Here is a 21,866-nt window from a genome sequence, read left to right on the forward strand (position 1 = left end):
GGACACGGGTCATGAGCATATCAGCCTCTATTTCGTCGCCGCCAACACTTCCGGCCAAACCTCTAAAGGGTGTGGAGAAAGTTGCCGCGCTGTTGTTGTGCTTGGGCAAAACAAGCTCAAGCCGGCTGCTCAAGCACTTCGACCAGGAGGAAATTCGCGCCATTACCGTCAGCGCGGCTCAGCTCGGGACCGTGGCGGCTGAAGAACTGGACCGATTGGCTGAAGAGTTTATCGAGCAATTTTCCAGCGGAACCTCGCTTTTCGGTACGGCCAACGAGGTCGAGAAAATGCTGAACGGTGTTTTGCCGGAAGATCAGCTTTCCGACATCATGTCCGATGTCCTGGGCAACTCCAACCGTTCGATCTGGGACCGCCTGGCGACTGTTTCCGAAACGGTTTTCGCCAACTACCTGATGAACGAGCACCCGCAAACGGCGGCGCTTATCCTCACCAAGATCAAGCCCGCGGCTGCAGCCAAGGTGTTGGGTCAGATCAATCCTCCCCTTCGCAATCAGCTGGTCCGCCGGATGCTCACGATCAAGGCGGTCGTACCGGAAATCATGCGTGAGGTCGAAAAGACCATGCATGAGGATTTCATGCTCAATCTTTCCGGGACCCGGGAAGCCGATTCTTACGCTCGCATGGCAGACATCCTGAACAAGATGGACCGGGATCATATGGAAGAGGCGCTCGACAATCTCAACGAGGTGCGGCCGAAGACAGCTGAAATGCTCAAGGGTCTTCTCTTCACGTTCGACGATATCGTCAAGCTCAACCCGCGTACCCGGATGGCGATCTTCGATCAGATCCCGACAGATCAGATCGTTATGGCGCTCAAGGGCACGGACGGCCGGTTCCGGGAAGTCATCCTGTCGTCTCTCACGGCCCGCGCACGCAGGATCTGCGAACACGAACTCAACGCCGGGCAGCCTGCAGCACAACGCGATGTCCTTCAGGCACGCAGCACGATTACAAATCTTGCGCTTGAAATGGCCGGTCGGGGCGAGATCGAATTGAACACGAAACAGGACGAAGGCGCCTACTTCAACTAACAGCAGTTTCCCGGCCGGACTGATGGTCCGGCCGGGAAAACACCGGACCGGGCGCCCAGATGTCAGACGATCAAGATAAAGATTCCAAAACGGAGGAGCCGACCGAGAAAAAGATCCAGGATGCCTTGGAGAAGGGAAACACCCCGACTTCCAAAGAAGCGCCTGTTCTCGCGTCGTTCGTGGCCGTTCTGCTGATCGGAGTTTTCATGATCAGCACAGGCGCATCCCGGCTCAGTTCCAGCTTGATGCACTTGGTCGACAATGCGGGAGGCTTCGTACTTGGCAATGGCGCTGACGCAATTCTTCTTACCCATGTCCTGGCACTCGACGTCGGCCTCTTTCTCGCCCCCATTGTTGTCACCCTGGCCGTGGCCGGGCTCACAGCCGCATTCATGCAAAACAAACCAAGGCTTGTTGCAAATCGCATCAAGCCGGATCTTTCGAAGCTCTCCGTGCTCAAAGGCTGGAAGCGGATTTTCGGAGTACAGGGGCTTGTTGAGTTCCTCAAGGCCCTGTTCAAATTCAGCGCGGTCTCAATTGTCGCGTTCATCCAGTTTCAGTCGAGCGAAGCCGAGCTTATAAGCGCCATGTTCACCGATCCGAGCGCCCTGCCCGAAACCATACTCCAGATTTCGATGAAGCTCGTCGGCGGCGTCTGCATCGTGACAATCGTTCTCGTTGCGGTCGATATCCTGTGGTCCAGAATGCACTGGCGTCAAAACCTGCGCATGACCAAGCAGGAAATCAAGGACGAGCACAAGCAGATGGAAGGCGATCCGATCGTCAAGGCACGCCAGCGGTCACTCGCCCGCGATCGCGCCCGTAACCGGATGATGGCGGCCGTTCCGGACGCAACTCTGATCGTGGCAAATCCGACCCATTTTGCAGTCGCTCTGCGGTACGAAACAGAGAAAACAGCCGCGCCTGTGGTTGTTGCGAAGGGCCAGGACCTCATTGCACTTAAAATCCGGCAAATCGCCGAAGAAAATGGGGTTCCGGTGATCGAAGACCGGGATCTGGCCCGCTCGCTTTATGCAGCGACAGAACTCGACCGCATGATTCCGCCACAGTTTTACCGCGCCGTTGCCGAGATTATCTGTTACGTATACTCGCGAAACTCGAGCAGTACTACATAACTCGATGCCCTAGGGACCGTGCGCATGCAGGATCAGTCGAGCGAGGACGACAGGTCGACCTCCAAAAAACGAAGTTTGAAAGAACAGCAAAAGAAAGCAATCGCGCGCGCTCTGAAAGATGTCATCAACGAACTGAAGCTGATTGATGTCGAAGATCTGATCGCATACATACGTACAGACCATCACGCAAACATATCCGATCTCGTAAAATCCTCATCAGAACTTTATTTCAAACAGGATACGCTGCGGTATGGAATGGCCGCGAGTGTCGATGTGGACTGGGACCGGCCCCCAACTATTTCTCTTGATCTGGAATTCTACCATCACGGCGTATGGATTTACTTCACGCTCATCCTGGCCAATCCGGAAAACGCAATCAACGTGTCCTGCATCGAAATGACCAATTCCACCAAGGATGAGGATGAAACTATCCGCAGGCTGGTCGATGCATTGGAAGATGCCCGAGCACCTTCCGATTCGTGAATTCCACTTGCCGGAAGTGGGCAGCTCCGCTTGCCAGGACGGAATTCCACAATTTTCTGAAGGACCTCCCGGCCCCTTTCAGCACAGTGATGCACATACCTGAAGCCGATGGCAGGCCGAGCTGTTTGACAGCCGTCGTCAGGCCCGCCTCCGGAATCTTCTGTATCGCCCCTCAATGGGTGATCACGACATCCTTGGGGAAGTAGTTGAATTCCTCGACCAACACTTCATGGACAACTTTTTTGCCAAGACGCCGATTTGTTGCATCGCGAAGGTCGACGGTCAGACTATCCAGATCATAGCGGCCGAGATAACTGAAATCCAGAGTTTCGTCCGCGTAGAGCCGGCGGAAGGCTTCGTCAATCAAAAAGGGATGAGGCGGAACTGGCAAGGACCTCAGCGCATCGCCATCAGCGGTAAAAACTAGTTTTGCGACCACATATCCCTGCAATACCCCATCCTTGATCATGGGGACATTGACCGGCTGGACGTTTTCGTAGTCCAGCCCGCCTATCGCATTGGCCGTTTCAGCGGGCTTTTCCTCATTGAGCCAGTTCACGGTGATCAGACCCGACATGATGGTTGCCAGCGGCATCCAGACCCCCAAGGCAATGACCCTAATCATTTACCGGCTCCGGAACGATCTGCTGATAGGTCCCATCGGAATCCTGCTCCAGGATGACTTCCGCGAGCATGTCGGTGATCTCTCCGACCGCACTGAGATGGCGGCTCAGCAGGCTCATATTGTCGTCCAGCGCAAGACGGAGCTGTTTCAAAAGGTCTTCAATGTCCGCATCAAATGCCTCTACAGGGATAGATTGACGCGCCTTTGTCAGGTCCAGCAGGGCCTGACTTTTCCGATGCTCAAATTGTTGAACATCGGTCGCAGGATTGTCTCTCAGCGCGAGTGTTTCGCTCATCACAACATCCAGGGCGCGCCGAATAGCCATAGCCAGGGGCGCTGTCCGATAAGGGCTTTCCGAAGCATCCGGGACCAACTGCAAGTCCATTCCTCCACTCACGCTTGTGCTCCTTTCTGAAGACCTTCAGGCAAGAGTTGGGCTATCCCGACACCACCGCTCGCCGCAATCTGGTTTGCAACCTGCTCCGCCATCATCGACTTCCAGATTTCACCGGACGCACCTTCACCGAATACAGCGGACGCATCGTCAGGCAACATGGTCTCTACAAACTGCTGGAGGATGACAGCCTCGAACTTTTGAGCAGGAGACTGGACGGCTTCAAACCGGGGAGCGGACGGCATCGGTTGTGCCCCTGCCCGGCCCGTAGTGCTGGAAAACACCTCCTGAAAGGTGAAATCCGACGTTCCGCCGGCAGAAGCCAGTTTCAGCAAGTGGCTCTCCGCTTGCCGTGCGGCCATCGGGTCGGCCGCATGAGCGACCTCCATGATCAAATCAGACGGAGGCGAAATCGCCATGAAGTCCACTCCTTGTTTCGCCTTCGGCTCAGAACCGTATCAGGTGGAAGATTACCGGAAAGGCTAAGGGTTCCAGCTTGCGGCAGGCTTACGCGTGCTGCCGCAATTGTATCTCGATAAGGTCCTCGAGATTGCGGTCCTGCGTCTTCCGGTTTTCAATACCGCGCACGTGCTCAAGGCGTTTTTCCATCAAGCGGAGCATTTGGCGTTGGCGCGCAAACTCCCCGGCCATTTTCTCGCGCGCATCACGCAATTCGCTACGCTCATCCAGAATGCGCCTCAGTCTTCCTGCCGCATTCGCAATAAATCTGTCGTGCTGAGCCAAGTCGCCGTTGGACAACGCATCAAGGATGCGCTTTTCGCGTTCGGACAGCTCGTGCGCCTGGGAGTCCAGTTTTTGCATCAACCATGAAGAAAACAGGTAAATCTGTTTTTGCAGGCGCAAGATCCGCTCTATTTCCTGACTATTTCGCGCCATGGCACTACCCTTGCTGCAACCAGACGAAGTAGCCGTCGAGAAACAAGGCGATTGCTTCGCTGGAAATGAGAAATAGAAGATAAAGCCCCCCCGCGATGATAAACGGGATACCGACAAAATAGGCAGGTATCTGGGGCGTTAGCTTGTTCACCAACCCGATCGCCAGATTGATGATTACCGTATAGATCACGAACGGGCTGACCACGCGGAGCGCAAGCAGGAAGGCGTCGGCGAGTTGCTGTGCAAAGCGCTCGACCGCGCCAAGGGTACTGATACCCGCACCAGGCGGAATTGCCGTATAGGATGCCGCCAAACCGCGCAGGACTTCCCAATGCTGATTGGTAATGAAAACCATTGCGGTAGCTGTCAGCGTCAAGAGGTTTGCGATTGGCGGGAGAGCCTCGTTGCTTTCGACCGCAGCACCCGGCAGATTCGACAATCCGATCGCCATTGAGACCAATGTTGCAAGTGTCTCCAGCGCTGCTAGGAAACTGCGGCCAAGCAGACCGATCAGAAGACCGACCACCACCTCGTTTATGATGAGCTGAAACACAGTCCCGAGCTTTTCATCCGGCAAGGCCCGTTGCATCTCCGGAACGAGCGCCGGCGACAAGGCGAGAGTCACCCCGAGGGCAACAAACAGGCGGATGCGCGCCGGCACCCGCGTCGTGCCAAAGCCCGGGATAATCATCAAGCACCCGGCTATCCGGCAAAACAGCAGGAAAACGGACAAGATGATGGTCGACCCCGTTTCCGCCAGAAACAGGCTTCCCGGGTTCACGACACGCTGCCCAAAGCGTTGATTTCGGTACCGCGGGCGATCTCGAGATGCGACAGCACGGGCAAGTTCGGGAACATGCGTTCGACAATCATCCGGACATATGCGCGCGCATCGGGGGCTGCCACAATGGCAAACCGTTTCCCGCCACGCATGTGTTTCTTGACCGCATCCGACACTTCCTTGCCGAATTCCTCAACCAGTTGCGGCTCGATATCGAACTCGATGACATCTCCCTTCGCGTCCCGTTTCAAACTTTGATGGAACGCCAGGTCCCACCGGTTGCCAAGCCTCAGGACATTGAGAGGCCCACCTTCCGAAAGGTCGCCGCAAATCTGCTGCGCAATGCGCATGCGGACATGCTCCGCAACCTGCTCCGAACGGCGGACATGCGGGACGATTTCAGCGATCGCCTCAAGGATCAGATGAAGGTTTCTAATCGACACCCGCTCGGACAACAGCAGTTTCAAAACAGCCTGCAGGCCGGAATAGGACGTGTGCGCCGGACAAATGTCGTCCAGAAGCTTCTTGTATTCCGGGTCCAGACGGTCAAACAGGTTGCGCATGTCCTTGTAGGATAGCAGCTGCGGCAGGTTGTTCCGGATCACTTCGCTCAGATGCGTCAGGATCACCGTCTCGTTTTCTGCCGGTATCAGCCCTTCCCGCTTCAAGTCTTCCTTGTAGGCCATCGGCACCCAGAAGGCCGGCATTCCAAACGCCGGTTCCTTGGTCTCGTCAGCCGGAAAAGGCAGTTTTTCTTCGGTATTCGGGATCACCAGCAACTCGCCGATCCGGATCTGATACAAGGCGACAATCGTGCCATGTATCTTGATCTGATAGGATTTCGGTTCGATCATCAAGCTGTCGGTGACCTTGATCTCCGGCACGACAAAGCCGAATTGCTCAGCGAATTTCCGGCGCATTTTCGCAACCCGGCGAGACAACTCGCCCTGATTCATCATCAGCCGGGTGGACAGCTGTTTCCCGAGAACCAATTCGATTTCGGCAGTCTTGAGGCTTTCCTTGACCGAATCTTTCTTTTCGGCCTGGGCGATCGCCTTTTGCTCCTCGACCTTGGCGTCTTCCACACGCTTTTTGGCCGCGATGCGTTTTGGAATGATGTATCCCACGAACCCGAGCACCGCAGCCAGCAGCGCAAACGGCAGCAGCGGGAGCCCCGGCATGATCGCGAAAATACCCATCAAAATTGCGGCGACAAACAAGGCCCGCGGATAACCGCTCAACTGCCCCAGGACGGCCTTGTCAGCCGATCCGCGCGTTCCGCCTTTCGAGACAAGCAGACCGGCCGCCAGCGAAACGATCAGGGCAGGAATCTGGGAAACCAGACCATCACCGACCGACAGTTTCGTAAAGATATCAGCAGCATCGGCAGCAGACATGTCGTGCCGGGTCACGCCGATAATGATACCGCCAAGGATATTGACCGCGGTGATAATCAGACCGGCAATCGCATCGCCGCGCACGAATTTCGAGGCGCCATCCATTGCCCCGAAGAACGAGCTTTCCTCTTCAAGCTCGGCCCTCCGGCGCTGAGCTTCCTTTTCATTGATCAAGCCGGCATTAAGGTCCGCGTCGATCGCCATTTGCTTGCCCGGAATGGCATCAAGCGTAAAGCGCGCACCGACTTCTGCAATCCGGGTCGCGCCTTTGGTAATCACAAGAAAATTCACGGTCACGAGGATCGCAAAGACAATCAGGCCGATGACAAAGTCACCACTCATCACAAACTGGGAAAACCCGTTGATGATATAGCCGGCCGCATTCAACCCCTCATTCCCGTTGGCGAGAATGACACGCGTCGTGGCGATGTTGAGCGACAGCCGGAGCATGGTCGCAATCAGGAGGATCGTCGGGAAGGATGAAAAATCCAGCGGTTTCTGGATCCACAAGGCAACCATCAGGATCAGGACCGACAAGGCAATCGACAACGCCAATCCCATATCGATCAGGAATGGCGGGATCGGCAAGAACAAGACCGCCAGTATCAAAACGATGCCGACGGCAAATCCGATATCACGGCGGCTTTCAGGGCTGTCGGAACTGGAGACGGGTGCAAGAACGTCGGTCATGCCTACTCTCGATGAGGATCTGGTTGACCTTAAATTCGCTCTTGAAGCTTGTCCGAGGATGGAGCAAAGCGGCCCGCGCTGATTTAACAGGCCGCCAGAGCTTTAGAAGCCGTTTTCGATCCGGCCATAAATCAGGGTCGTCAAGACCTGCATCTGGCTGCCGATAAACGGGCCACCCACAATGATCATGATCAGGATCGCCGCAATCTTGGGAATGAAGGTCAGCGTCATCTCCTGCACCTGCGTCAGCGCCTGCAGGAGAGCAATGGCGATCCCGACAACCATCGCCGGGACGATTGCCGGCGCGGAGGCGATGAGGATCGTCCACATCGCCGACCGCACCAGATCAAGTGCATCAACTTCATTCATGGTCAGGAGATTTTAACGCCTGGGGCCAGCAATATCCCCTGCCCGCTGTCGAGTTCGAGCAATGTCCCGTCGCTATAGACTTCAACAGACGTAACGACGCCTGTGGTGCCGTTCTGATCGGTCACCGTGCGCCCGATCAGATCATCCACCTGACCGAACGCCATGTTGGCCAGAAGGGATTCGAGTTTCGCGTTGGTTTCAATTGCCTGCTCGACCTGCGAAAAACTGGCCAGCTGGGACAGCTGCTCGGTGGCATCCACCGGATCAGTTGGGTCCTGATTCTGCATTTGCGCCATCATCAAATTCAGAAAGGCGTCGTAATCCATTGTCAGGCTGTCCCGGGCCGCATCTGCCTTGGAACCGGTATAGGTACTGTCAACGTTCACCGCAGTGGCTGTCGGAACTTCCATGCTCATGAGCTGTACTCCACTTATCCCACCGCCGCTTGCGGTTCACTGGTTTCACTTGCTTGCGCCGCTTGGCCGCCGCTTTTCTTCGGACGAAACATCAAGGCTTCTTCAATCGGGTAAAGACTTCGAATGACCTTCATCGCCTCGAACCACTTTCCCGATGCGGCAAGATTGTCGACCACCTCAAGACGCTCAAGAACATTGGGGTTCGAAAAGGCCTGACGAACCGATCCCATGACGGATTCAAACAGCCCGTTCACGTTTTTTGCCGAAGCCGGGTCCATAATCATCGTCTGCAAAATGAAATAGACCTGACGCAATGGTGTCGTGGCATCCTCTGCCTGCAAAATATGCCCTTCAAGAAGGAACACCGCATCATTCATGAGTTCGATGTTCGTCTTCCGGTCAGCACGCAAGACCGCACCATTTATGAAAAGCCGCTCACCTGCTTTGAGCCCGATCTTCATGCGATCTTCCCGCTCAGGCTGTCGCGGATGATCTCATTGATATCGATGATGCCATCAAAGCTCTCTACTTCGCCCTGCCTCAACCTCTCTGCCTCCTTGAGCACCCAAATCCCGATGGAAATCAATTCGGCACGGGTGTTCTCCGGGAGAGCATTCTCCTCGCCTGCAAGATTTTCCAGAAAATAGGCCCATAAACGCCGGGTATAAAACAGCGCATCCGCCGCTTCCGGTGAATTGGCACCGCTCGCCCTTGCCATTTCAAGTTTTGAAATGACTATGTTCAGCGCTTCTGCTTCATTTTGCCGATCATTCGCGCCGAACTCTTCAGCGGTTTCGGCATAGGATTGACTATACATTTGTCCTCACGAAGAGCTGATGCGTTTTACAGGAAATTCATGATGCTGAGCTGCTGGATCCGGGCGCTGATGGAGTAAGACACTTCCAACTGGGTAATTGCCGAATTCAGCCGAACAGCGGTTTCTTCCTTGTTGACGTTTTCAAGGCCGTTGATCCGCTCGTTCAGCAGATTGGTCTGAATGTCCAGCCGTTCGCTTGCCAAGGTCACACGCTCCTGGGATACGCCAAGCTTTCCCTGAAGGTCAGCCAAATCGCTTGTGATCCCGCCCAGCATCTCGGAAGCCTTGTCGACGACGACCTTGTAGGTCTCGTGATCTAGTTGCTCGTTACCCAGCTCACTGAGCATGGTGTAAACGGCTGCCAGGTCGCGAAACACCTGTTCATTCGCACTTACGGACGTGGACACGTCTTCGCGTGTGGAAATGCGGGTTGAAACGGTTTCATCGGTAGCGCTTGACCAATCCGCCTCCCAGTCCGGCGACGCAAACAACGCATCGAAGGTCCCGCCATTCAGGAAGGTATCCATGTCAGTTGCCGAGATGTTCGCAACGGCGGGATCATCTTGATCCGTCACACCGAAGAAGGTCGAAAAAGCGGTGTCCAACGATGCTTTATTCGGCGAACCGGCTTCGTATGGGGTCAGGGGCGGCTGATCTGTATTCTGACCGGCAAACAGATAGGATCCATTGAGCTGTGTGTTCAAACGCGACACCAGAAGCTCGAGGCTCGCCTCGGCCTCGGCGAGAACACTCCCGGCAGATCCGTTGACATCGCGTACGGCGAGAAGGGTCCCTTGCAAATTCTCCGCACTTGACCTGACATCGGTCAGCGCAGCCTGCTCGATGTCCAGCCGGGCCTTGGCCAGCGCATTGGTATCGACTATCGCGTTCAGGAAATTGAACTCGCTGCGCAGTGATACGGTTTCACCGGTTCGCCCCCCCAGATCGAGACCTACATCCGCCTTCCGCCCGGATGCCAGCTCAAACTGAAGCTTGTTGACCGTCGCTGTCTGCGACATGATCTGGGACCGCGCAGTGTTTGAGAGCGTCAGCGTGGAAATAAAGGATGTCTTCATCTTTGATTACCTCGTTGCGGCCATGAGATCGTTGAGCATTGCGTCAACCGCTGTAATCAGCTTTGCCGCAGCGCCATATGCCCGCTCAATGTCCAGGAGCAGGGTCATCTCTTCATCGATGTTCACACCGGTTGTGTTGGAAAGGGTTTCTGCTGTCCGGGTAACGACAATCGCCTGAACCTCAAGGTCACTGGTGGTGCTTTTGCGCAAGGATTCCAGCCAACTGACGGACGAGGCCCCGAACCCGGTCAGACTGTCGGTCGGATCCAGACCCACCGAACCATCAAACACCCGCTGGGCGTCCATTTCGGTCAAGAGACCATTGAGGCGATCATTGAACCCACCAAGATTGGATGGGTTGTAGTCATAGCTTGCACCTGCAATACCGCCATTGCGCAGAAGATCCAAGCTCCCGCCCTGGTCCGGGTCAACCGCTGTACTTACTGAAATTTCTGAAGCCAAACCCACCACATGTGTGCTGGCAGCAGGCACGGCCGGACCGCCCGTGTAAGTGAAAATCCCGGTCTGGTCGGCGCCGGTCCCGACCTGATCACTCTCGGCAAATGCTTCGATCAACCCGCGCGCCATCTCATCCAGCTGGCTTTGATAGGTCACAGAGTGGTCGTCCCGGATCTGAACCAGACCATGTATCCGGCCCGAAGATATCGGCATCACGGCCCCCGGCCCTGCCACCGGGATCCCGTCAACGAAAATTGCGTTTCCGATTGTGCCCGCTGAATAGGTCGAAGTGGGTGCGAATTCGACCACCCGGGCCGATGTTTCAAACAGCGTCACGCCGCTGTCTGTGTAGACGACAATATCCCCATTGGAACGATCAAGTGTCTTGATACCGATCTCTTCCGAAAGGGCCAACAACACCTGATCCCGGCTGTCGAGCGCATCGGTGACATCCGCACCGGACTGGGACCCTTTGACGATCGTATCATTCAACCCTTCAAGTTGCCCGAGCAACTTGTTGATTTCAGACACACTCAGATCGATATCACGATCGGCATCTGCACGGACTTCCTGAACAACGCTGGACGCATCATTCAGGGACCGTGCCATATCCTGGGCAGAGCGCAGGAAATCAGCTGCGAGGATCGTATTGTTGGGTTCGGCCGAATAGGTCTGGATCGACTGTTTGAGCAATCCCATTTGAGCGACGGGAGACATCTCCAGCGCCGTGTCACCGATCGTGTCGGCCATGCGCGTCAGCCCATCCAGAACGGATTCCTGCGACGTTCCTATGGCCGTCGACGACCTCAACGAACCGTAAAGCGCGCTGTCCGTCATGCGCGCAATTCCGTCGATCCGGACACCGCCGGATTGTCCGTAGCCGTTCACCTGGGTACTGAGCGAAACCGATTTACGAGAATACCCGGCTTGCTGTGCCCCCGCGATGTTGCGGGAAATCGTGGAGGTTTCCAGTTGCCGCGCAGAAAGAGCGGACTGCGCAACCTGAAGCGCAACGGAAAGGCTCATGATTCTTTTCTCACCTTATTGGGCATGGCCGCCATCAACGCACCAGATTCACCAGTTCCTGCAGCAGGTCGGACCCGGCCTTGAAGGACTTGGAGTTGGCGGTGTAGGTTCGCTGCGATTCGATCATCGCTGTCAGCTCGGTCGCCAGATCCACGTTGGAACTTTCAAGCTGCCCGACACCGAGGCTGCCGAGACCCGCATCCCCCGGGAACCCCACACGCACATCACCGGAATCGGTGGTGACTTCGAAAGTGTTGCCCGAGGCAGGGCGCAACCGGTCGGGGCTTGCGACATCGGCAAGCGGAATCTTGTAAATCGCCTTGCGGGCGCCGTTTTCATAGACGGCATAAAGCGTACCGTCCGTATCGAATTCGACGTTTTCGACAGAGCTTGGCGCATTGCCGTTTGCAGCCACTTCAGTCGGTTCAAAGCCTGCCGCAAGATATGTTGACCCGCTTAGGTCAATATCAAATGTTGAACCGTTTTCTACTGTTACGTTGACGCTGTCAGGACTACCGGCTGCTAGCTCACCGGTCGCGGTATCAAATACCAGCGTCGCGGTCGGCGCACCGGTAACATCACCTGTTACCGTGACATCCCAATCCACGGTTGCCGGCATCGGCGTGACATTTGTAGCCGTCTGCTTTGTATAGGTGATGTCCAGCTTCTTCTCGTTGCCGAGATTGTCATAAACCACCAGAGACGTCTGCACACTGTCGCCGATTGCCAGATTTTCGTCGTCGGGGATATTCGCCCAGAATGTCGCAGCGTCGGTTGCCGTCGCCTCAAGCTTGTTCTGTGACACATTGACGTCTTCGAGCCCGCCAAGACCATTGGCAACGAGATTCGGCGTTGTGCCATTTGCAATCGGATAGCCCTGCAAACGATAACCGGCGGTGTTGACGAGGTAACCCTCTCCTGTGGGAACAAAGGCACCGGCCCGGGTCAATGTCGCTGTTCCGGCAGAATCGGCCACAACGAAAAACCCGTTGCCCTGAACAGCAAGATCGAGGCTTGAGGTCGTATAGCTCGTTGGCCCCTGATCCGAGATTGCATAACGGGTGTGAGCCTCAACGCCGCCGGAGTTGTACCCTCCCTTGCCCTGTGAGAGCACCATCGAGCTGAACTCGGATTCTGCCCGCTTGTAACCGGTGGTAGCGGAATTGGCGATATTGTCGGCGACTGTGCCGAGTTTGCTTGCCTGTGCGTTCATTCCTGATACGCCAGTGCGCATTACGCCGAAAAGACCCATGGACCGTCTCCAGTTGCCAAACCTTATTGGAGACCATTCAATCGGACCTATCTTGCGCGAGGCTGTTGCCAGGGCCGGATGGCAATTTCGCTTGGAGCATGTCTCCTGATCTGACCGCGTACCGCTCCTTTTCCGAATGTTGGGTTGCTCTATCTGACCGGTAGACCACCGGGCCAGGGAAGGAACGCCATGAACCGCATCATTCGAACGACAGCGCTGTTGCCAGTCACAACCATCCTGCTGTCTGTCCTGCCAGCCAAGACCGCAGACAGTCTCGAACAGGTGGAGCACCGTGTCATTGCAAAGGATGAAAGCATCGAAATCCGTCAGTATGGCCCTGTGACGGCGGCTGAGGTTACGCTCAAGGGAACACGTTCCGAGACGTCGCGTCAGGCGTTCAACATTCTTTTCAAATACATCTCCGGAGCGAACAAGGCGAATACCAAAATCGCAATGACCGCGCCTGTCAGTCAGGCCCCGGTTGAAATCCCGATGACTGCAACGGTAACCCAGGCGGCGCGCGGCGACGATGAATGGAGCATCGCCTTTTACCTGCCTGCCCAATACACAGCCAAAACGGCTCCGCAACCCGATAATCCGGAGATCTCAATCGTTACCAAACCGGCTCAGCGCATCGCGGCCATCTCGTTTTCCGGGCGGTGGACGAACGCAAATTTCGAAAGTCATGCACGCAAACTGGAGGCCTATTTGAAGGAGAAGTCATACAAACCTTCCGGCCCCGCCGTTTACGCCTATTTCAATGCACCTTTTATGCCGCCGCCCTTCCGCCATAACGAGGTGCAGATACCCATTGCCCAATAGAATTGCATAGCCAACAGCCAAAACCCGAAGGAAAGGGCATTGAAAGTGGCGAGGTGCCAGCGCTCTATTTGCAGAATGCGCGTGCGTTGCCGGTCCACTTGCCAAAACCGCTTGCGACCATGTTTTCAATCACCTTGCAGACATACCGTTTTTGGGCAGGGTCATTGTCCGGCCCGGCATGATAACGGGCGACAGCCATCGTCCAGGATCCATGGCTGGACCTCAATTGCTTCAGGAAACGGGCTGCATATTGGACATTGGCACGCGGCTGAAACATCTGAGACACGGACACAAACTCGGACCCATGGTAGTGGTGGTTGATCTGCATGCAGCCAATGTCGATCAGTTTCCTCCCCTCCTTCCGTGCAGTCTCGAATTCCCTGATCGCGGCACGCTTGTTTGCAGCAAATACAGGCCTGCCTTCTATGTTGAGTGCATAAGGATGGAGCGAATTCCGGCGGCCGGTTTCGGTCAACCCGACCGCATAGAGAACACCCAAAGGCACGCCATATTGAGCGGCCGCAGCGGTCATTTCACCTTCGCAGATGTTGGCGGCCTGGGCTCGCGTTCCAAGACTACCAAGCACACCCAGAATGCTAAAGATACAGATCGCCACCGCGGTGCGTATCGCTTTCGCCGGCATCCCGTTCGCTCCGTTGAAAGTCGTCTCCCGGCTCCAGCTCAAACACATCCTGCCCCCCATTGCCTGCCCGGCCTTCGCCACCCGGTTGACCGCCATTGGCCAAATGCTGTCCCTGTGTTTGGGCATCCATTTGTCCAGATTGTGCGTTCTGCGACGAAGAGGCAGGATGAATTTGAGTGAGCGGCCGATCATCTGCTGCCTGAATCGCAATCATGTCCGGCTTGTAGCCGGTTGCGCGCAACATCTGGTCGAGCAGCTGGCGATCGCTTTTCAGAAGCTCTACGGTTTGCGGATTGCTCGCTTTCAGTGTGACTTCTACCTGATCACCAATCATCTTGAGGGACACTTTGACGGTGCCGAGCTCGATTGGCTTCAGCTGGATTTCGAGCGTCTTCAGGACCGGTCCTTCGGACTTTATTGAAAAGGCGGAGGAAGCCTGACGCATTTCCGCCGCCTGCTCTTTCAGGACTGTTGTCAGTGCGTCACCGATCTGCTGAATGGGCGACAGGCGCAAGGTTGGCGCAAAATGGGTTTCCTGCTTCAGAACCGTGATCGTACCGATATCAACGGCAAGCTTTCCCGCAACTCCGCTTTTTGCTTTTGTACCATCTCCGGCGGTTTCAGGCTCAACTGCGAATTTTGCGAAAAGGCCGGTCTTGCCATCGCGTCCTGCCGCCGCAGCCTCGGCTTGGGATAGTAATTGTTGGGCCTGGGGCAAGCCTGCTGCCGCCTGCCCGTTTGCGGATACGCCTTGCCCATGGATGGTTTTTACCGGTGCGCCATTCCCCGGCATGACGGCCCCGGCCAAACGCTCCAGGGCTTGCTCCAGCGTTCCCTGCACGCTGTTGCCACCAGAACCATTCAGAAGCGAGAGAACCGTCTCCTCTCCTTCTTTCAGCTTCGCACCTTGCGCAGCACTGATAGTGCTATCCTTGGCCTGTCCCGCCGATTCGGACCCGGACGCCTCAGCATTGCCATCGCCCCCAGCGGAAGTCTTTATGCCCTCACGGGGCTTTCCCATGCCCTTTACCAGATCCTTGAACGCATTTTCCTGATCCGGTGACGCCGCATTGCCGGCGTCGCCCGACCTCTGCCCTCCGGCTGACGGCTTGGCTGCGGTCTTGAGCGACTGCAGGAAGGCTGGAGTACTCATCGCCATGTCAGTTGCTCCCCATCCGTTCCATCAATGCCCCGGACGAACGCAATATGGTTGCCGCATCACTCATGACCGGTGTCACCCAGTTGGGATCCCTGGGGTCATCCATCCGCAGATAGATCGAAAAATCGCCGATGACATTCTCCGGCGGATCCGGGAAATGCCGTATATTGTTCACGACGGAATAGACCATCTCCAACAGCTTCTTTTCGCTTTCTGTCAGCTTCTTCTGATCGATGGACCACAGCAAATCGCGGGTCTTCTTGATGTTTTCGACGTCAATCAGGGCGCCCGCCCGATAGAGTTTGAACACCTCCGCCTCATGGGTTTCCGCTATGGCAAGCGGCATACCTCTCGCGGTCGCTTTTTCGACGATCGAGAGGTTGCCACTCAGCAAAGCCGACCGGGCCAGTCTGAGATAGAGATTGCGCTGGGTATCGCGGTCAAATTCGGAAATCAGGCTTTCGATGATGACGAAGCGCTCCGGATTCTGCCCGAAACCGAGTGTATCGATTGCATGGGCAAACCGGCGGCGAAAATCACTGGCATAGAGGGATTTGCCGTAACGGCGCAGATACCGCATGGAGAGCATGTTGAACCGTTCGACATCGCCAAGCGACGCAGACACAAACACCTCGCGCCGGAGTGCCGCTTCCTCCACCAGGGAGCCCGGCATCAGCAAGCGGGCTGTCGACAGAAGTTTGAGTGCCGCAGGCGGATCGGTCTGCAGGATCACCGCGGCCTTGATCACGGCCACATGACCACCGAGGCTTGGCGGCAAATCGATCGGATCAATGTCCTTCAGGTTGTCGAGAACCTGTTGCTCCCTGCCCTCGACATACGCCAGAGCCGCCTTCGTCAGACGCTGGTCGATGTTCGGCGCCGGTTCAAGCACCATCAACATCCGCATGACTTTCGGGTGACCGCCGCTCAGGAGATGGATGACGGCAGCCCGTGCGTTGCGCGGTTCCTGCCACCACTCCTTCGGCATCAGCAGGAATTCTTCATCCATCGTAAGCAGAAGCGCTCTTTGTGCGGCTAGCGCGTGCGTGTTTCCCTGAGCCACTTCCGCCTGAAGCGACTGAAGGGTTCGCACCATCTCGTAGGGCTGTTTCTCCGGCAGAACCTGTGCACTTACAGGCAACTGCAATGCCACAAACGAAACTCCCAAAGCGATCGCACGGAACAGGATCCGCATCATGAATTGCGCTGTCATTGTTCTGGCTCCAGAAGCAGGATCTCGACGCGCCGGTTTACAGCCCCGTTCGGGTTCCCGGCATCCTTCAGCTCCCGATCGGCATAGCCTTCCACCCTGCCGAACCGGCCCTGCTCAACTCCGCCACGGGTCAACATGTAGAGCGCCATGTGCGCACGCGCCGTCGACAGTTTCCAGTTGTCATAAGTCCTGGAACGGAATGGGCGCGCGTCGGTGTGCCCCTTGATGATGATCTGACCCGGCTTTTCGGCAAGAATCTTGCCGAGTTTTTCAAGCAGCGCAACAAGCTCCGCACGCGGCTCCGCCGACCCGATCGCGAACATCTCAAAGCTTTGGTCATCCGTCAGGCTTAGCAGTACGCCTTGAGCCGTTTGCCGCACGTTGACACGCGCAGCGGTCTGTTCAAGGGAAGTTCCCTTTGCGGCTGCGAGTTCCGTCTCGATCTGCCGGACAGTTGTGTTGTCGTTGCCGGCAGTTTCCGGAACCTCGCCGTTTTGCGGCATTTCCCGAGCGGCCTGTTGCTGTGTCACATCGCCGCCGTGGCCCGCCGGCTGAGCACTACCGGCACTGCCGTCTTGGGCCGTTTCAGACGCTTCGCCCGGGGTCCCGGCCATCTCCGCGTTTTCGGCTGCCTCCGTTTTGGATGAACCGTCCTGACCGTTCTCCTGAGCAGCCCGCACCAGACCGTCCGCCGTTTGGCTTTCACCGATACCGCCGGACGCAAGATCCGTGTCGATTTCAATGTTTCGGGTCTGCTGGAGCGGCTCGACGCGGTTGGCTTCCTCTATCCCCCGATTGGGTACAAACTGCCAGTAAAGCGGGTCAAACGGATCCCGGTAAGCTTCTCCGCCTTTTGCACCCGCTTCCTTGTCGAGGCCCGAGCCAATTGCGCTCTGGCCCATTTCATCCGCATCGCGCATATGCGCCTTTTGCGCCAACCGGTCGAGCACGGCATAGGGATCGATGAAAATCTGGGTTTCGGAATGGACTTGCGTGAACTGGCCCGTCCGGTCTTCGCCACCGCCGCCACCGGTAGCCGGATCGGTGGCAACCTTCAGGTTGCCCATCGCATCCGGCCTGTCACCTTCGCGCACCGGAGGTGCAAGATCGCCAACCTGCTGACCGCTGCCCGCTTCATTGGTCGGTCCATTGATGCTCGGATCGTTCAGACCCTTCTGGTTGGGGGCCGTGGAGGCAAGTTTGACCGGGTTGAAATACTGGGCAACACCGCGTCTGACGCTGTCATCGGTCACGTTGATCAACCACATGACAAGGAAAAACGCCATCATCGCGGTCATAAAGTCGGCGTAGGCGATCTTCCAGACGCCATGCGGATGCTCGTCGTGCTCCCAGGCGTTCTTCCGGCGGACAACGACAACATCACCGGCAAGAGGTTCTTGCATGACTTTCAGCCCTCACGCACCTGGCGCACTTGCGCCATCCAATCGTTAAAACGCGTTTCAATCCGCGTATCGGAAATCTTGACCTGAAGCTCGGGAGTATCCGCTTCCTGCAGCCTGACCCTGCCCGCCAATGCCCCCAAGGCGTCCTTGAGCGAACCCAGAAAGACAGCAGGTCCCGAAATCTCCAGCACCCCGTCTTCTTCATCTTCCAGAAGGCTTTTGACGGTTTCGGAAAACGAAACGACCATGCGCTGACGCACCCCGTCTTCGACGACTTCCGAAAGCACCGCTGCCGCCGACTCAGCCAGCCTGGATTCCAGTGCCTGGACCGCTTCGCGGACCTGACCAGCCAACTGAACGGCCTGCTCGTTCATCAGCGTGTTGCGGAGCGCGGCACTTTCGGCCTCATAATCTGCCGCCCGTTTTTCTGCCGCCACCCTTTCACGCTCGGCAGCCGCAGCTTCAGCGTCGGTTACACCACGTTGATAGGCGTCTGCGAGTTGCTCCTCGACAGAAGGAGCCTCCTCTTCGGAAACCTCCTCCAGGACGATCGGAACCAGCTGCTCCTGTTTGGTGTCAAAATCCTGGAGTTGCGGATGATGAAGCCGCCTGAGATGAGATGCGACCGGGCTCGTCATCAGGCATTTTCCCCTTCATAGAGCCACTGCTTCAGGATAGCGGCCGACTGTTCCTCGTTCAGTTCCAGAAGGGATTCGAGTTTGCGTACAGGCGACTCGTTGAACTTGCTCGTGAGCTCCTTGATCATGTCCTCGTGATTGGCGGCCATCAGCATGTTCGTCGTGCTGAAGGAGGCCTCCGGATGCTCGGCGGCTTCGGCAATCATCTCCATATTGCCTGTCTCGACTTCCGCCGTCTGAACCTGCGGGACCAGCGCCTGAATTGCCGGCCGCAGCCCGAACCAGACCACGAGCCCTGCGACCGCCAGAATGGCGGCTGCATTGATCAGGTTGCCGGACTGGCGCAGGAAGTATTCCGAGATCGTGAGTGGCGGGATCGGCTGCATGTTGCGGCCACCATCGATAAAGTCGAGCACCGAAACCTTGACCGTATCGCCACGCGCCACGTTCACCCCGGCCGAAGACGCGACGAGTTCGCTGATTTCCGTCAACTGGTTTTCGACCTGAAGGTCGGTCGGCTGCCCGCCAAGGGAATCGAACAGCCTTGACCGATCAACCAGAATCGCAATCGACAGGCGCTCGACCTTGTATCCGTCCTGAGACGTTTCAATGCGCTTGGACGAGATTTCGTAGTTGACGGTTTCTTCACGCCGCTCGTTCTCCTCGCTGGAACGCTCGCCATTGTCGGCATTGACCTCTTCTTCGGGGAGGTTCTGCTCCACGGTGGTCGGCGCCTGCAGACTGGAATTCTGGGCGTTCTCGTTTTCGCGGACCGTTCTGACCGACCGCTCGATCCGGGAATCCGGATCATAGATCGTTTCCGCGATCCGCTTGCGGTCGGTGTTCAGATCCGCAGCCACACTTACCTGAAAGTTCTGCAGCCCAAGATAAGGCGTCAGTGTCTTTCGGATATTCTCCTGGATCCGGTTGCTGACAATCGACTCAAGATTGGCGAGCTGCCCTGCCCCGGCCTTTGACGGATCGTCACCGGCCGCCAGCACCCCGCCTGTGGTGTCAAGCACAGTCACCTTGTCCGCAGTCATCCCCGGCACACCGGCCGCAACCAGATGCCGGATCGCTTCCGCCGTTCGCACATCGTCGGGCGAATCCGACCGGATGACAACGGAAGCAGACGGCGGCTGCTGGTCACGCCGGAAGGACCCCTTTTCAGGCAAAACGATATGAACGCGCGCGGCCCGCACCCCTTGCATCAACTGAATGGTCCGCCCGAGTTCACCCTCGAGCGCACGGACCCTTGTGACCTCCTGCATGAAGGACGTCAGACCCAGCGATCCGAGTTCGTCAAAAAGCTCATATCCTGCATCAGCGCCACGCGGCAAACCGCGCTCGGCCAGCAGCATCCGCGCCTTTGCGGCTGCGGCATGGTTGACCATGACGGCCGTACCATCGGAACTGATGTCGTAGGACAGACCGGCATCCTGCAGCGCCGCGCCAATGCGGGTCACGTCCTCGGCATCCAGACCGGTATAAAGGACCGTTTGTTCCGGACGGCTCAGATAGTAGGCGCCGAGGCCGACGGTCAGGATCGTCGCAAGTCCGATAAAGGCCAAGGCAATCAGGCGCTTGACCCCAAGTTCCATCAGGTTCGCCCAAATTTTCTCAGCTTGTTCGCGGCCAGGCATGTAACACCCCTTGAAGAGCAGAAATCGTCGAGGCTCACTATCGGGACCTCAGCTTGCGCGAGGGTTGCGCATGAAAAAAGCCGCGCTCCGAAGAGCGCGGCTTCCATCCTTCTGAAAAACCAGAGGAATTAACGGAACAGCGACAGGATGTTGGACGCACCCTGGTTGGCGATCGACAGAGCCTGGATGCCGAGCTGCTGCTGGGTCTGAAGCGCCTGCAGACGGGTTGATTCAGCATTCATGTCCGCATCAACCAGCTGACCGATGCCGCGAGAGATTGAATCCATCAGAGCCTGGGTAAACGTTGCCTGAGCATCAATCCGGGACTTGGTCGAACCAAGGTTCGTCGCCGCATCCGTCATATCGGACAAGGTATCATCCACCAACTGGCTGACGGCGGCCAGAACCGCCTTGTCGTTGTCCGTAACATCCAGACCCGAAATGTCCATTTCGAGGAAGGAGAACTCTTGCAGAGTCGTACCGCTCATTACGGAGCCCAGAGAACCGTCTCTCAGAAACTGCAGGTTCGCCAAATCGGCGGTCGCTGTGGTTGTACCATTCAGCTCATGCAATTTTGCATTAGCCAAAGTCTGCAAATCGGCGGACACATCCCTAGTAAGAATACCGATGTTGGTACCCGTCCCGGTCAGGCTGGCGGCATCGACCAGGATTGAGTTCTCGGTTTCAACCTCAATCTTTTGAACAGCAACATTACCGGAAGTGTCACGGGTAAAGCCACCGACAACATCCTTGACAGTGTTGTTGGAAGCATCATCCGTGTTCTGGGCAACCCAGTTCACGCCATTGAAGCTTGAGGATTCCGCATTGGTCCGAAGCTGCTCCTGCGTCAGCGTCATTTCCTTTTGCAGGTCGCTTTTGTCCAGTGTACCCTCTGACGCTGCCGTTACCAGCTTCTTAATGCTATTCACCTGACTGATAGAATTGTTCATTGCAGTGAACGCGGTATCAACAGTCGCGGCACCAAGGCCAAGAGCATCCTGCACAGCCGAAAGAGCTTCATTGTCAGAGCGCATGGTTGTCGCAATCGACCAGTAAGCAGCACCATCGGAAGCATCGTTGATGCGCAGACCCGTGGAAATGCGGTTCTGGGTCGTTTCAAGGTTCTTGTTGGTCAAGGTCAATGTCTGCAGAGCAGTCATTGCAGAGCTGTTTGTAAGCAAGCTAGACATTATATGTCCCTTTCAAATCCAAAGTGATATTGACGGTGGGACATTCCGGAATTTCACCGGAACGGCAGGGCAGCATCATGCTTTTGAGCCATAGAGGTGGGGGCTCAACCCGCCGTGTAATCTGCAAGTTATACGAACCACCTTGCCCGAAACTTGCACGTTAGAGATACGACCCAGTTTTCCCGATGTCCAGTACATTGATAATAGATACATCTGAATTCAATGGCAGCAGGAGCTTACAATAATCGGCTAACGCGTGACCTGCCCCGATTTTCAGGGCCACTC

General features: G+C 56.5%; 24 protein-coding genes. 4 read left to right on the plus strand and 20 right to left on the minus strand.

Annotated features, from left to right (window positions below; all coding sequences use genetic code 11):
- The first annotated feature begins 11 nt into the window (after positions 1 to 11).
- From E1297_RS19920 to E1297_RS19930, 3 genes are read left to right on the plus strand one after another with little or no spacing between them, the layout of a single operon-like run.
- A complete protein-coding gene (locus E1297_RS19920; RefSeq protein WP_155141504.1) occupies positions 12 to 1,052 on the plus strand; it encodes a flagellar motor switch protein FliG in 1,041 nt (346 codons plus the stop codon).
- Between the two features lie 59 nt (positions 1,053 to 1,111).
- On the plus strand, positions 1,112 to 2,188 hold the full coding sequence (gene flhB, locus E1297_RS19925; RefSeq protein ID WP_155141507.1) for a flagellar biosynthesis protein FlhB: 1,077 nt from the start codon (positions 1,112 to 1,114) through the stop codon (positions 2,186 to 2,188).
- A 24-nt stretch (positions 2,189 to 2,212) separates the two neighbouring features.
- Positions 2,213 to 2,671 (plus strand): hypothetical protein, encoded by a 459-nt coding sequence (locus E1297_RS19930; protein WP_155141509.1) that lies wholly within the window; start codon positions 2,213 to 2,215, stop codon positions 2,669 to 2,671.
- 172 nt (positions 2,672 to 2,843) lie between these two features.
- Here E1297_RS19930 and E1297_RS19935 read toward each other — a convergent pair whose 3' ends face one another.
- From E1297_RS19935 to E1297_RS19995, 13 genes are all read right to left on the minus strand, one after another.
- Positions 2,844 to 3,296 carry a hypothetical protein gene (locus E1297_RS19935; RefSeq protein ID WP_155141511.1) on the minus strand — a complete coding sequence of 151 codons (453 nt, stop codon included), beginning with the start codon at positions 3,294 to 3,296 and terminating at the stop codon, positions 2,844 to 2,846.
- On the minus strand, positions 3,289 to 3,591 hold the full coding sequence (locus E1297_RS19940; protein ID WP_155141513.1) for a hypothetical protein: 303 nt from the start codon (positions 3,589 to 3,591) through the stop codon (positions 3,289 to 3,291). The genes E1297_RS19935 and E1297_RS19940 overlap by 8 nt, the downstream gene beginning before the upstream one ends.
- 98 nt (positions 3,592 to 3,689) lie before the next feature.
- Positions 3,690 to 4,109 carry a rod-binding protein gene (locus tag E1297_RS19945; protein ID WP_155141516.1) on the minus strand — a complete coding sequence of 140 codons (420 nt, stop codon included), beginning with the start codon at positions 4,107 to 4,109 and terminating at the stop codon, positions 3,690 to 3,692.
- 88 nt (positions 4,110 to 4,197) lie between these two features.
- Positions 4,198 to 4,587 (minus strand): flagellar biosynthesis protein R, encoded by a 390-nt coding sequence (locus E1297_RS19950; protein WP_155141517.1) that lies wholly within the window; start codon positions 4,585 to 4,587, stop codon positions 4,198 to 4,200.
- Positions 4,588 to 4,591: 4 nt separating this feature from the next.
- On the minus strand, positions 4,592 to 5,368 hold the full coding sequence (fliR, locus tag E1297_RS19955; protein WP_368669621.1) for a flagellar biosynthesis protein FliR: 777 nt from the start codon (positions 5,366 to 5,368) through the stop codon (positions 4,592 to 4,594).
- Positions 5,365 to 7,455, minus strand: a complete 2,091-nt coding sequence (gene flhA / locus E1297_RS19960) for a flagellar biosynthesis protein FlhA (RefSeq protein ID WP_155141519.1) — start codon at positions 7,453 to 7,455, stop codon at positions 5,365 to 5,367. The genes fliR and flhA overlap by 4 nt, the downstream gene beginning before the upstream one ends.
- 102 nt (positions 7,456 to 7,557) lie before the next feature.
- Complete coding sequence (gene fliQ / locus E1297_RS19965) at positions 7,558 to 7,824, minus strand: flagellar biosynthesis protein FliQ (RefSeq protein ID WP_155141521.1); 267 nt, start codon at positions 7,822 to 7,824, stop codon at positions 7,558 to 7,560.
- A 2-nt stretch (positions 7,825 to 7,826) separates the two neighbouring features.
- Positions 7,827 to 8,234 (minus strand): flagellar hook assembly protein FlgD, encoded by a 408-nt coding sequence (gene flgD / locus E1297_RS19970; protein ID WP_155141554.1) that lies wholly within the window; start codon positions 8,232 to 8,234, stop codon positions 7,827 to 7,829.
- Positions 8,235 to 8,254: 20 nt separating this feature from the next.
- Complete coding sequence (gene flbT / locus E1297_RS19975) at positions 8,255 to 8,701, minus strand: flagellar biosynthesis repressor FlbT (protein WP_155141523.1); 447 nt, start codon at positions 8,699 to 8,701, stop codon at positions 8,255 to 8,257.
- On the minus strand, positions 8,698 to 9,057 hold the full coding sequence (gene flaF / locus E1297_RS19980) for a flagellar biosynthesis regulator FlaF (RefSeq protein ID WP_155141525.1): 360 nt from the start codon (positions 9,055 to 9,057) through the stop codon (positions 8,698 to 8,700). The genes flbT and flaF overlap by 4 nt, the downstream gene beginning before the upstream one ends.
- A gap of 26 nt (positions 9,058 to 9,083) precedes the next feature.
- Positions 9,084 to 10,133: a flagellar hook-associated family protein gene (locus E1297_RS19985; RefSeq protein WP_155141527.1), complete on the minus strand. Its 1,050-nt coding sequence runs from the start codon at positions 10,131 to 10,133 to the stop codon at positions 9,084 to 9,086.
- A gap of 6 nt (positions 10,134 to 10,139) precedes the next feature.
- The gene (gene flgK / locus E1297_RS19990) at positions 10,140 to 11,618 is read right to left on the minus strand and encodes a flagellar hook-associated protein FlgK (RefSeq protein ID WP_155141529.1); all 1,479 of its coding nucleotides are present in this window, start codon (positions 11,616 to 11,618) and stop codon (positions 10,140 to 10,142) included.
- 34 nt (positions 11,619 to 11,652) lie between these two features.
- Positions 11,653 to 12,870: a flagellar hook protein FlgE gene (locus E1297_RS19995; protein ID WP_155141531.1), complete on the minus strand. Its 1,218-nt coding sequence runs from the start codon at positions 12,868 to 12,870 to the stop codon at positions 11,653 to 11,655.
- A 189-nt stretch (positions 12,871 to 13,059) separates the two neighbouring features.
- Here E1297_RS19995 and E1297_RS20000 point away from each other — a divergent pair, with 189 nt between their 5' ends.
- The gene (locus tag E1297_RS20000) at positions 13,060 to 13,692 is read left to right on the plus strand and encodes a heme-binding protein (protein ID WP_155141533.1); all 633 of its coding nucleotides are present in this window, start codon (positions 13,060 to 13,062) and stop codon (positions 13,690 to 13,692) included.
- Positions 13,693 to 13,756: 64 nt separating this feature from the next.
- Here the strand turns inward: E1297_RS20000 and E1297_RS20005 are convergent, their stop codons facing one another.
- The 7 genes from E1297_RS20005 to E1297_RS20035 all read right to left on the minus strand — a co-directional run bounded on the left by E1297_RS20005 (position 13,757) and on the right by E1297_RS20035 (position 21,581).
- A complete protein-coding gene (locus tag E1297_RS20005) occupies positions 13,757 to 14,335 on the minus strand; it encodes a transglycosylase SLT domain-containing protein (RefSeq protein WP_155141535.1) in 579 nt (192 codons plus the stop codon).
- Entirely contained in the window at positions 14,289 to 15,494 is a 1,206-nt protein-coding gene (locus E1297_RS20010; RefSeq protein WP_155141537.1) for a flagellar hook-length control protein FliK, read from the minus strand. The genes E1297_RS20005 and E1297_RS20010 overlap by 47 nt, the downstream gene beginning before the upstream one ends.
- A 1-nt stretch (position 15,495) precedes the next feature.
- Positions 15,496 to 16,707, minus strand: a complete 1,212-nt coding sequence (locus tag E1297_RS20015; RefSeq protein WP_155141539.1) for a chemotaxis protein — start codon at positions 16,705 to 16,707, stop codon at positions 15,496 to 15,498.
- Complete coding sequence (locus E1297_RS20020) at positions 16,704 to 18,110, minus strand: MotB family protein (protein ID WP_155141541.1); 1,407 nt, start codon at positions 18,108 to 18,110, stop codon at positions 16,704 to 16,706. The genes E1297_RS20015 and E1297_RS20020 overlap by 4 nt, the downstream gene beginning before the upstream one ends.
- A 5-nt stretch (positions 18,111 to 18,115) precedes the next feature.
- Complete coding sequence (locus E1297_RS20025) at positions 18,116 to 18,748, minus strand: hypothetical protein (RefSeq protein ID WP_155141543.1); 633 nt, start codon at positions 18,746 to 18,748, stop codon at positions 18,116 to 18,118.
- Positions 18,748 to 20,391 (minus strand): flagellar basal-body MS-ring/collar protein FliF, encoded by a 1,644-nt coding sequence (gene fliF / locus E1297_RS20030; protein ID WP_155141545.1) that lies wholly within the window; start codon positions 20,389 to 20,391, stop codon positions 18,748 to 18,750. Before fliF ends, E1297_RS20025 begins: the two co-directional genes overlap by 1 nt.
- A gap of 128 nt (positions 20,392 to 20,519) precedes the next feature.
- Complete coding sequence (locus tag E1297_RS20035) at positions 20,520 to 21,581, minus strand: flagellin (RefSeq protein ID WP_155141547.1); 1,062 nt, start codon at positions 21,579 to 21,581, stop codon at positions 20,520 to 20,522.
- Between the last annotated feature and the right edge of the window lie 285 nt (positions 21,582 to 21,866).

The sequence above is a fragment of the Roseibium sp. RKSG952 genome, assembly GCF_009711355.1.

Bases quoted from the DNA above. Each gene is read 5' to 3' on its own strand.
- flgK (WP_155141529.1), bottom strand. From the start codon at position 11,618: ATGAGCCTTTCCGTTGCGCTTCAGGTTGCGCAGTCCGCTCTTTCTGCG.
- E1297_RS20020 (WP_155141541.1), bottom strand. From the start codon at position 18,110: ATGCAAGAACCTCTTGCCGGTGATGTTGTCGTTGTCCGCCGGAAGAAC.
- flhA (WP_155141519.1), bottom strand. From the start codon at position 7,455: ATGACCGACGTTCTTGCACCCGTCTCCAGTTCCGACAGCCCTGAAAGC.
- E1297_RS19945 (WP_155141516.1), bottom strand. From the start codon at position 4,109: ATGGCGATTTCGCCTCCGTCTGATTTGATCATGGAGGTCGCTCATGCG.
- fliQ (WP_155141521.1), bottom strand. From the start codon at position 7,824: ATGAATGAAGTTGATGCACTTGATCTGGTGCGGTCGGCGATGTGGACG.
- E1297_RS20025 (WP_155141543.1), bottom strand. From the start codon at position 18,748: ATGACGAGCCCGGTCGCATCTCATCTCAGGCGGCTTCATCATCCGCAA.
- fliF (WP_155141545.1), bottom strand. From the start codon at position 20,391: ATGCCTGGCCGCGAACAAGCTGAGAAAATTTGGGCGAACCTGATGGAA.
- E1297_RS19930 (WP_155141509.1), top strand. From the start codon at position 2,213: ATGCAGGATCAGTCGAGCGAGGACGACAGGTCGACCTCCAAAAAACGA.
- flaF (WP_155141525.1), bottom strand. From the start codon at position 9,057: ATGTATAGTCAATCCTATGCCGAAACCGCTGAAGAGTTCGGCGCGAAT.
- E1297_RS19920 (WP_155141504.1), top strand. From the start codon at position 12: ATGAGCATATCAGCCTCTATTTCGTCGCCGCCAACACTTCCGGCCAAA.
- E1297_RS19940 (WP_155141513.1), bottom strand. From the start codon at position 3,591: ATGAGCGAAACACTCGCGCTGAGAGACAATCCTGCGACCGATGTTCAA.
- E1297_RS20010 (WP_155141537.1), bottom strand. From the start codon at position 15,494: ATGGCGATGAGTACTCCAGCCTTCCTGCAGTCGCTCAAGACCGCAGCC.
- E1297_RS19985 (WP_155141527.1), bottom strand. From the start codon at position 10,133: ATGAAGACATCCTTTATTTCCACGCTGACGCTCTCAAACACTGCGCGG.
- E1297_RS20000 (WP_155141533.1), top strand. From the start codon at position 13,060: ATGAACCGCATCATTCGAACGACAGCGCTGTTGCCAGTCACAACCATC.
- flhB (WP_155141507.1), top strand. From the start codon at position 1,112: ATGTCAGACGATCAAGATAAAGATTCCAAAACGGAGGAGCCGACCGAG.
- E1297_RS20015 (WP_155141539.1), bottom strand. From the start codon at position 16,707: ATGACAGCGCAATTCATGATGCGGATCCTGTTCCGTGCGATCGCTTTG.
- E1297_RS19950 (WP_155141517.1), bottom strand. From the start codon at position 4,587: ATGGCGCGAAATAGTCAGGAAATAGAGCGGATCTTGCGCCTGCAAAAA.
- flbT (WP_155141523.1), bottom strand. From the start codon at position 8,701: ATGAAGATCGGGCTCAAAGCAGGTGAGCGGCTTTTCATAAATGGTGCG.
- flgD (WP_155141554.1), bottom strand. From the start codon at position 8,234: ATGGAAGTTCCGACAGCCACTGCGGTGAACGTTGACAGTACCTATACC.
- E1297_RS19935 (WP_155141511.1), bottom strand. From the start codon at position 3,296: ATGATTAGGGTCATTGCCTTGGGGGTCTGGATGCCGCTGGCAACCATC.
- E1297_RS20035 (WP_155141547.1), bottom strand. From the start codon at position 21,581: ATGTCTAGCTTGCTTACAAACAGCTCTGCAATGACTGCTCTGCAGACA.
- E1297_RS19995 (WP_155141531.1), bottom strand. From the start codon at position 12,870: ATGGGTCTTTTCGGCGTAATGCGCACTGGCGTATCAGGAATGAACGCA.
- E1297_RS20005 (WP_155141535.1), bottom strand. From the start codon at position 14,335: ATGCCGGCGAAAGCGATACGCACCGCGGTGGCGATCTGTATCTTTAGC.